At 44.6% G+C, this 10,100-nt stretch carries 8 protein-coding genes; 2 read left to right on the top strand and 6 right to left on the bottom strand.

The genetic code is table 11. The features are described from left to right. Positions 1 to 82 precede the first annotated feature (82 nt). Complete coding sequence (locus P8O70_00025) at positions 83 to 823, top strand: IMP cyclohydrolase (GenBank protein MDG2195273.1); 741 nt, start codon at positions 83 to 85, stop codon at positions 821 to 823. A 77-nt stretch (positions 824 to 900) separates the two neighbouring features. Next, positions 901 to 1,842 carry a PilZ domain-containing protein gene (locus tag P8O70_00030; GenBank protein MDG2195274.1) on the top strand — a complete coding sequence of 314 codons (942 nt, stop codon included), beginning with the start codon at positions 901 to 903 and terminating at the stop codon, positions 1,840 to 1,842. Here the strand turns inward: P8O70_00030 and P8O70_00035 are convergent, their stop codons facing one another. From P8O70_00035 to P8O70_00060, 6 genes are all read right to left on the bottom strand, one after another. After that, complete coding sequence (locus P8O70_00035; GenBank protein ID MDG2195275.1) at positions 1,843 to 4,602, bottom strand: M1 family aminopeptidase; 2,760 nt, start codon at positions 4,600 to 4,602, stop codon at positions 1,843 to 1,845. 52 nt (positions 4,603 to 4,654) lie between these two features. After that, the gene (gene purD, locus P8O70_00040) at positions 4,655 to 5,908 is read right to left on the bottom strand and encodes a phosphoribosylamine--glycine ligase (protein ID MDG2195276.1); all 1,254 of its coding nucleotides are present in this window, start codon (positions 5,906 to 5,908) and stop codon (positions 4,655 to 4,657) included. Then, on the bottom strand, positions 5,905 to 6,528 hold the full coding sequence (gene purN, locus P8O70_00045; GenBank protein MDG2195277.1) for a phosphoribosylglycinamide formyltransferase: 624 nt from the start codon (positions 6,526 to 6,528) through the stop codon (positions 5,905 to 5,907). Before purN ends, purD begins: the two co-directional genes overlap by 4 nt. Beyond that, a complete protein-coding gene (gene purM, locus P8O70_00050) occupies positions 6,528 to 7,562 on the bottom strand; it encodes a phosphoribosylformylglycinamidine cyclo-ligase (protein MDG2195278.1) in 1,035 nt (344 codons plus the stop codon). The genes purN and purM overlap by 1 nt, the downstream gene beginning before the upstream one ends. Further along, the gene (purF, locus tag P8O70_00055) at positions 7,559 to 8,965 is read right to left on the bottom strand and encodes an amidophosphoribosyltransferase (GenBank protein ID MDG2195279.1); all 1,407 of its coding nucleotides are present in this window, start codon (positions 8,963 to 8,965) and stop codon (positions 7,559 to 7,561) included. Before purF ends, purM begins: the two co-directional genes overlap by 4 nt. Positions 8,966 to 8,996: 31 nt before the next feature. After that, on the bottom strand, positions 8,997 to 10,100 hold a 1,104-nt coding region (locus tag P8O70_00060), incomplete at its 5' end, for an AIR synthase related protein (GenBank protein MDG2195280.1).

A 10,100-nucleotide genomic window follows, 5' to 3' on the forward strand; every position in this document is an offset into this window, starting at 1 on the left:
TTAAAAGATATTGAAGAAGCAGTCGGTGTTCCATTGAGCATGAAGGCTTCCGATGTTCTGCATCATGAGCAGTATGAAATTTATGATTACTGAAGCCCAAAGACTTGCGGAGCAGAATCTTAAAAGTTTATCAGACAATGATTACCCAGGCCGCGGAGTTTTATTGGGCCGTTTTGACCAAGACCATTGGGGTGGGATTTACTGGATCATGGGGCGTAGTACAAACAGTCGTAACCGGTGTTTGCGGTATGAGAATGAAATTTTACGAACTGAGCCTTCTGATCCTGCATTGGTTGAAGACCCCTCACTCATTCTTTACAATGCAACAAGGCGATGGGATAAGACGTTGGTAGTGAGTAATGGTAGCCAAACAGATGTGATTGTTGAATCCTTGAAAACAGGAAAAAACCTAGCAGAAGGAATGGATAGCCAATATCATGAGCCCGATGAACCAAATTTTACCCCACGAATTTCTGGAGTACTGGATTTCCGCAAAGAAACCCCTCAAATATGGCTATCTTCACTGAAAAAGAGTCAAATAATAAACTTTGAATCAGACCATGCCATTTACCACTACCGTCAATTTGTTGAGGGATTGGGAGTCGGTTTAACTACATATCTTCATAATGGATCACCACTTCCCACATACGATCGTCCCCCAATGATCTTGCCAGTTGTTGGAAATCTTAAAGAAATTGTTGAACAATATTGGCAATGCCTCCAATCAGAGCATCTGATTTCACTTGCAGGTTTCCAAATTGACGCCTGTAGTCTGGAACAAGAGATGCACATCATCAATCGCTATGAGCCAAAGTCATACTGAGTCACAAATATTTTAATTCAGTGCTGACTTAGGCAGTCAAAAGAGCTAACTAAAACATTCAGTGGAACAATTGCTTTATGGCTGAGGAACGAAGACAGTACCTGCGAGTCATTTTCGAGGAGACCATTCAAGTAAGCACCGAAGAGTGGTCGGATCCAATTGCCACTGGTTTAGACCTCTCCTTGAACGGTGTTCGCTTCCATTGTGAGTATCCACTTTCTGAAGGTGAGCTAGTTAGTATAGAGTTCGAACCATCTTTCACCCTTGTAGGCACTGCGATTTGGTGCTGGCCCATTGAATGGTATTATCAGGCGGCAGTTCGCTTCAGTGATATCACTGTGACAGAGCAGGAGAAGCTCAGAAAGTACATTGAGACAACTACAAAACAAGATTACCCAGATTTTGTTGGAGAAGTGACAAAAGAAAAAGATGACACGGAATCTGCTTCCGAAGAAGAAAACGTAGAAGTTTCAACCTCAGAAGAAAACTCCAGCGCAGTTGTTTCTCAGTCAGAATCCCCATTCCCTGATGCAGAACTTCATTCACAAACCTATGCAGGGAGCCAGGTTGCACTAGTAACAGAGCGAGATAGTCCCCACAACGATATGATCATGCAATACCTCTCCGAAAGAACGGGCTTCAAAATGAGCCTGATGGAGAAGCAGGGGAATCTTTGGCCAATGTTACGGGAAAACGCCTTGGATTTGGTAGTATTGAACCAATCTACCTCGAATGAGGATGAAATTCTTGGAGTCATTCAGAGGCTAGGAGAAGAGCATGCGGACATACCTTTCATCGTTTTCGCAGGACCGATCAGTCTTGATGATCGCTTGCACTTACTCTCTTTGGGCGCAATCAATGTTATAACCCGTCCAACACATCTCTCAACAATCGCTCAAAGTATTTTGCAGGCTTTCTACGATAACCGATCAGTGGCTACCCCTGCTCTTGAAGAGGAGTTAATTGATGAAAGTTTGGATTTAGATAGCGATCTTGACTTAATGGAAGAGAAGTTCTGATTAACTTCCTGTAAGTACTCCGAAGAAAATAAACTGGGGGCTTCTGTAGTCTTTATCCCCAACGGGATAAGCAATCTCAAACTTCAGAGGAATCTGAATCAAGGAGGCTGCATCTACTCCCCAGCGAATCCCAACCCCAACGTTCCTTCGATCTTTCGCCTTACCTAAGTCTAGTTCATCACCCCAAGCTCGGCCTTGGTCAAAGAAAACAGTCCCCTGAAGACCGATGCTGGAAACATTCCCCCACCAGGGTGTTGTAACGAGTGGGAACTCATAATCTAATCGATTGAATAGGTAGTTGTCCTGCTGAAGCGTTCCAGTTTGCGGAAAACCACGTAGACTAGTCGGTCCACCAAGAGAAAATTTCTTTTGCGATGGAGAATCTCCTAGCGTATTCCCGAGCACCAACTCCCAGCGGATGTTACTTCGGAATCCGGTTTCAAAAATTTGAGTGAGGCGCTCCGTTAAAAGTGTATAAGAATACTTGGTATCCAGTTCTTGGGATGGTTGCTCTGCAAGCGCTCTCAAATTAATGAGGTAATCCCCTTTAGCTCGATTCCAACTATCAAACTGAAGAGTCATTACATTAGAATTGCCTGTATCCCCAGATGACGTAGCAGCAGTGGAGTAGAAATACTCTAAGGCGATGCCTCCCTTTGCTTCGAAAAATGGCTTATCAGGATATCTTGGGCCACTGAAGCCAAGAAAAACTCCGTTGGAGACAACACCACCATTTCTCTCAAGAAGCAATTGTCCAAAGTAGTTCCTTTTGATGAAGTTCTCCTCCTTTAAATCTAGTTGGTAAAGTACGTCTCCACTACGAGTACCATAGCCAGGAATTGCATAAATGCTTGTGTCCCCTTCTCGGTGACGTAGTCCGACACCGAAGGAATTCCCATCGATGGCATTATTTGTAAAACCTGGAACAAAAGTAATTAGGCGTTCTCGCTGTCGGTGCCAATCAAAGGCAAAACGAATTCGGAAAAAAGTGAAGGAGTGATTATTGACACGTGACGTCTCGAGTAAGAATTCATCAGGGTCTAGCGAAACTTCATCTGGTGGGGATTCTGTGCGAAACTCAACAATATAAAGGGAACGCTGACTAAAAATCTTTTGTATATGCTCTTTCTCATCGTCAGTACGTAATAATACTTCGAGTGGCATCACAGCATCACCAAGCTTTTGAACTTCAACTTGAATCAAGAATTCACCATTTGGGAACCCCTCAAATACTGTTTCTCCAACTGCATAATCCAAGCGTTCAACAGTTTCGAACCATTGTTTAAAGAACCAGTCTAGATCTTTTCCAGCCGCGATTTCCATCTGACTCCGCAAATCATTGTGAGTCACAACCTTTTGTTGGCCTTTCTTTACAAAATTTTGAAGTCCTTCCAAAAATGCTTTCTCTCCGACCTCGTACTCAAGCATGCTGATTACGGAGGCGGCTTTGTAATTGACTGCCCGTAAATGAGCTTGTGTCGCTGGATTCTCCCGAAAGGAAGTAGCAATCGGCTTTATCAACTCCAGATCGTTGTTCCGAGCCATTTCTTCAATGAAGTGTTCACGAAATCCTGGATTCATCCAGTTGATGAAGTCAAAAATGCCTCCATTCTTTCCAAACTTATCTTCATAAAAGCGAAGGCTCAAAAAGGTTGGTAGTCCGTGGCTTAACCACATCTGGGTATCTTCATCATTCCATAAAGCAGAGCCAAACCAGATGCGACCGAGTTTCATACTAAGAAGGCCCATAACGCGACGATCCAGGAGTTCGCTTCGCTCGTAATGGGGTTGGGGAACCATGATGACGTTATTCCATACAGTCACATCTTCACTCCTGCCAGGGACTTGAACGATCCGAAACTCATCCCATGGAGGCATCATTCCATAGCGTTGTTCAATAAATGCCACGAATTCTTCTGTCCAGCCATGAATTAATCCAACCCGTCTCTCATAATTGTTTTGATAGAATGACTCGACAAGTGGCGCATCTTCATGCTTCTGGAATTTGTTCCCAAAAATCAGCGGGAAGGAGGTGATTGGTAGGTTTGTCTTAGGTAATAAAACTGGTTCATTGGATGACACTGCAGCTGCCAGAGGGGTGCTGATCAGTTGACCAGATTCTTCTGAACTCCATTCAATTTCAAAAGTTCCAGGTGAGGGAAGATCTAAGCGTGTATCCCATCCGGATTCTGTGGGAATCAATAATTGTGGATACCAAAGGGCACTCATCAAGATACCATCCACAATTCCTTCTTGATATCGCTCAGGAAAATTTGTTTGAAACTCAATCTCAATTTCCTGAATTTCTTCATCAACTTGAACCCGCAGAAGTCCGTGTTCAACAGAGTATCCGATCTCTAGCGCTGGGTTTGCTTCGAGTTGATATTTGATAGGCTGGGTTCTATTCCATACACTTTTAATTTCAATGCTCCCTGCACTGAAACCACTTGGGAGCAAGGGATCATCATTTTCACTGAAGGATGTTTTCGCAAAAATTGGTGTTTCTCTTGGCCGGCGTAGTCCCCTAGCATCTTTTTGGGCAAAACGATTCATTGGCAGAGCTAGCAGTAACTCTTTGCCTTGGGTAGACTTGGGAATTTGGATTCGAAGATTTCCCTCAAGACGCTTTTGCTGAAGAGAAAAACGAACTTTTCCTATGTAATGCGGGAAATCTCCAGTTTGGTGGGATTGTGCACCCAGCCAAGTCGAGGTTGCCAGCAATAGAATACCGACCACCAGATATAATCTCAGCTGGTTCATGGATACGATCCGAGAATGATCAAAAAACTAGTTTGAATAAAGTATATGTGCCTTAAAGGGCCTTGGATGCAATGTCTGTACGATAGTGTAAATTCTCAAAATGGATGTTCTGTAAGCGCTCATATGCTCGGGATTGGGCTTGAGCAAGGGTATCTCCCAATGAGGAGACATTTAAGACTCGACCACCACTAGTAACAAGGTTTGTCCCGACAATTTTAGTTCCTGCATGGAATATCATGTCATCCACTCCGTAGTTCAAACCCGATATGGGGAAACCGGTCTTGTACTCACCTGGATAACCCCCAGAAGAAGCAATAACACAAACACAAGCATCTTGCTTCCAAGTCAGTTTGATTAGAGATAAATTGCCTTCGGCGGAAGCCTCCAAAATCTCAAGAAGATCATTCTGGAGTCTGGGCAGAATCACTTGAGCTTCTGGATCTCCAAAACGCACGTTGAACTCTACTACTTTGGGTCCTTGTTCAGTGATCATCAGCCCAGTGTAAAGGATTCCCTGAAAGTAAATGTCCTCCTGCTGGAGTCCCTTCACCATAGGCTCAATAATAGTTTTCACAATTTCTGGGAGCCATTTCTCCAGGTGTGGAACCGGAGAATAAGCCCCCATCCCTCCGGTGTTCGGCCCCCGATCTCCATCAAAAACTGGTTTGTGGTCTTGAGATGGAACCATTGTGAGGTAATCAGGTCCACTAACGAAACTTAAAAGGGTCATCTCTTCACCGTCAAGAAATTCCTCGATTAGGACGGTAGATCCTGCTTCACCAAATCTATTTTTTTCAAGCGATGCCCTCAGAGCAACCTCTGCCTCACCAATACTAGTTGCGACGGTGACTCCCTTCCCAGCAGCTAAGCCATCAGCCTTGATTACGATGGGGGCGCCATTTTCATCAGCATATCTAAGAGCTGGGCCCAACTCAGTAAAAGATGCTGATTTAGCGGTTGGGACTCCATGAAGCTGCATAATTTGTTTCGCAAATGTTTTGCTGCTTTCCAGTTGCGCTGCCTTTTGGTTGGGTCCATAAATCTTAAGTCCAACGGTCTGAAAACTATCGACGATCCCATTAGAGAGTGGATTTTCAGGACCCACAATGGTTAGAGAAATTTCTTCTTTCTTTGCCCAATAAATGAGGCTCAGATGATCATGCAGTGGGAGTGGGACACACTTTGCCAGTTGTGCAATGCCAGGATTTCCTGGGACACAGAACAATTCTTTAATTCTTGGGCTTTGGCTCAGTTTCCAGACAAGAACATGCTCACGTCCACCACTTCCAAGGACAGCGACCTTCATATCGTTTCTCCAACTTCATCAACAAAATGGACAATTTTATCCTTCAAGTAGAATCCTCCCTCGCTCCAACGACCTATGGTCTTGGGAAGAAGTCTGTGCTCTGCTACGTGAATTCTTTTGGCAAGAGTTTCTGGGGTGTCAGCGGAAAAGATAGGAACAGATTCTTGAGCGATGATGGGCCCAGTATCTACGCCTTCATCGACAAAGTGGACGGTACATCCGGTTAACTTGACTCGATGCTGAAGGGCATCATAGATTGATTGCTGACCAGGGAATGAGGGTAGTAGGGAAGGATGGATATTGATGATGCGGCCCTGCCAGTGTTCAAGTAAGGTTGGGCCAATCAAACGCATATATCCCGCTAGAACAATTCCATCAACCTCTTGTTTGCTTAGGACTAGGTGAAGTGATTTTTCATAATCGGTTTTGTTATCAAACTCACTTGGAGATTGAACCCAAGTTTTTAATCCCTTGGAACTAGCTTTTTGAATGACTGGTGCGTCTGGACGATCACATGCTAATATTGCCCAATCAACTAAAGGGAGGTTCCCAGCTTGTTTTTCTGAAAGGAGAACTTCTACATTGCTACCTGCACCAGATGCCATAAGGGCTAGCCGCATTACCAATTTCCTTCTAGTCTGATGGCTCGCTCACCCTTTTCGATCAAGCCTAAAGGAAATACGGTCTCTCCCATTTCATCACAAATATGTTCAACCACAGATGCATTACCTGCATCGATGACTGCAATCAGTCCGATTCCCATATTAAAAACTTCAAACATCTCTTCTGGTGGCAGAACTGCCAACTTAAACAACCATTTGAAGAGTTCTGATCTTGGCCATTGATTCAACTGAATACATGCAGAAATATCTTTTGGAAGAATCCGTGGTAGGTTCCCAATCAGTCCACCACCTGTTATGTGAGACCAGCCTTTGATCAATCCTTTTTCATTGAGCGAAGACACGAGACGAGCATAAATTCTTGTAGGGGTTAGAAGAATATCTCCTACGGATTTTTCAGAGTCTGGAAAGGATTGTTCAAGAGAAATCCCCTTTTTTATCAGTAGCTTCCTTACCAAAGAAAAACCATTGCTATGCAGGCCAGATGAGCCAAAACCTATCACCAAATCTCCAGGAGTAATCCTTTCACCTGTGATTAGTTTGTCTTTCTCAACAACCCCTACAACAAAGCCCGCAAGATCATATTCGTTTTGGGCATACATGCCCGGCATTTCTGCAGTTTCCCCCCCTAATAACGCACAGTTGGACTGCCGACAACCTTCTGCAATACCGCCGACAATTTTTTCAATTTTTTCTGGTTCGAGTTTTTCACAAGCAATGTAATCCAAAAAATAGAGTGGCTCAGCCCCAGAGACCAAGATGTCGTTGACGCACATTGCAACCAAGTCAATGCCGACGGTCTCGTGATGGTCCAGTTCAAAGGCAAGCTTAAGTTTTGTACCAACACCATCTGTCCCTGATACAAGGATTGGTTCTCTATATTTTTGGATATTTAGCGCAAAGAGCCCACCGAATCCCCCCAAGCCTCCAATAACTTCCGTTCGATTAGTAGAGCGAGCATGAACTTTTATTCGCTCTACGGCCTCATCTCCTGCACGAATATTCACTCCAGCCTTTTGGTATGCTTGGCTCAATGTAGTTCACCAGTACCATAGGTTGGAGTCGGATAGTTACCATTGAAGCACGCTAAGCAGTGTCCTCGGTTTGGAGAAGAATCCTCTCTTCCGATGGCTTCGATCATTCCCTGTTCTGAGATAAAGGCTAAGGAGTCAGCATCAATTTCTTTGGATATTTCTTCGACTGAATACTGCGCAGCAATCAATTCAGAACTAGTAGGTGTGTCGATTCCATAAACACAAGAATGACGAATTGGAGGGGCACTAATTCGCATATGAATTTCTTTTGCACCAGCTTCTCTAAGTAATCGAACAATACGACCACAGGTGTTTCCCCGCACAATCGAATCGTCAACTAGGACAACCCGTTTGCCTTCAATCACTTGCCGAACGACGCTAAGTTTCATTTTCACTCCTTGCCGCCGCATTATCTGATTCGGTTGAATAAATGTACGGCCAACGTAGCGATTTTTGATCATACCCACCTCGTATGATAAGCCCGAAGCTTCTGCATACCCAATTGCTGTAGAGAGACCACTGTCGGGAACACCAATGACAATATCGGCTTCTACGGGAGATTCTTGGAAGAGTTTTGCTCCGAGTTGCTTTCGGGCAAGATGGACACTCACTCCCCCAAGGTCACTGTCGGGTCTGGCGAAATAGATGTATTCAAATGAGCAGAGGGTTCTGGGTAATTCTGGAGCAAAACGGGTGGAATGGGGACCTTGCACATCAATGACGAGCATTTCACCAGGGTGTAAGTCACGCACAAATTCAGCGTCGATGACATTCAAAGCACAACTTTCGGAGGCAACGACCCAACAATTCTGACCTATTTGTCCCAAACAGAGTGGACGAAAACCACGAGGATCTTGGGCCACAATCAGTTTGTCAGGTGTCAGTAGAACCAACGCATAGGCCCCTTCAATTGCTACCAAAGCGGTTTGAAGAGCCTTTTCAACACTAAGCCCTGATTGTGCCATCAGGTGAGAAATTACCTCGGTATCACTGTCGGTTTGGAAAATAGAGCCTCTTCGTTCCAGATCACCACGCAACTTTTGAGCGTTTACCAGGTTCCCATTATGTGCAATGGCGACTTGACCACCGGTGTAGCGAAAGCGTAGGGGCTGGGCGTTGGTGATAACACTGGCACCAGCGGTAGTGTAGCGGACATGGCCAATTGCATGACAGCCGGGAAGTGTTTCCAGAGTTTGTTTATTCAGTGCTTCTGTAACTAGGCCCATCCCGCGACGAAGGTTTAGAACCCCTTCATCACTCACACAAATCCCAGCGCTCTCCTGGCCTCTGTGTTGAAGGGCATGCATCCCATAGTAGGCTAATTCTGTGGCATCAGGATGATTGAAAATGCCAAATACTCCGCATTCTTCGTTCAGGCCATCTTCGTCAAACCAAAATGACATGGATCCTTTGGTTGAATTTTTTGGGATTTAATCAAGTTTTGGTGAAGTAGTCTCGGAAGCCATTGCGCCAGCATGCTTTCAACGATTGAATTTGATCTTCAATCAAAAGCTCATCATTGAAAGAAATACTAAACTGATCAGAAACAACCTCACCAATCATCATAGAAGGGATCATGTGCTCGGCCATTATGGATTGGAGTGATGCTGAAAACTGACTTGCGATACTAATGAGGATCCGGGATTGACTCTCACTGAAAAGAAATTCATCTGCCCGGAGAGCTGATTCAAAACTTACACTAGCTGTAAAAGATTCAGAAGAAGCTTTCACAAGTGCAACGGCCAATCCTCCAAGAGATAAATCATGAGCAGAGGAAACCAAGCCGCTTTCAATTGCAACGAGAACAGCTTCCTGAAGACGTTTTTCTTGATCCAATGCTAGTTTGGGAGCGTTGCCGAAGATTCTACCTGACTGGATCTCTTGGTAACAAGAGCCTCCCAACTCTGCGAAAGTCTCACCAAGAAGCCAGATTTGATCACCTGGACTCTGAAAATTTGAGGTGGTTATATGATTAAGATTCTCAATTAATCCAACCATTCCAATGATTGGTGTTGGGTAAATTGCTTCTCCTCGAGATTCATTGTAGAGGCTGACGTTTCCACCTGTAACAGGGAGTGATAAAAATTCACAGGCTTCAGCCATTCCTCGCACAGATTCCTGCATTTGCCAGAAAATTTCTGGTTTTTCAGGTGAACCATAATTTAGACCATCGGTCAAAGCCAGCGGTCTGCCTCCAGCACAAACAACGTTGCGGGCGGCTTCCGCTACTGTAATCAGTCCTCCCAAATATGGATCTAGAACAACGTAGCGGCTATTACCGTCCATGCTGATGGCCAAAGCTCTTTGGCATTCTTCTAAAATGATGACAGCAGCATCACCTCCAGGTCCCTGAGCGGTCTGTGTCCCCACCATCGAATCATATTGTTGATAGACCCAAGATTTATCTGAGATATTTGGATGAACAAGGAGTTGCTTTAGAACTGCGAGGTAGTTCTCCGGTTCTTTTTCTGGAGATGAATTTTTCGGAAGTGTCTCCTTTTCTGGAGGGTTACCTTCCCTCTGATAGACTGGTGTCAG

The sequence above is a fragment of the SAR324 cluster bacterium genome (assembly GCA_029245725.1).
In the GTDB taxonomy this organism is placed as follows: Bacteria; SAR324; SAR324; order SAR324; family NAC60-12; genus JCVI-SCAAA005.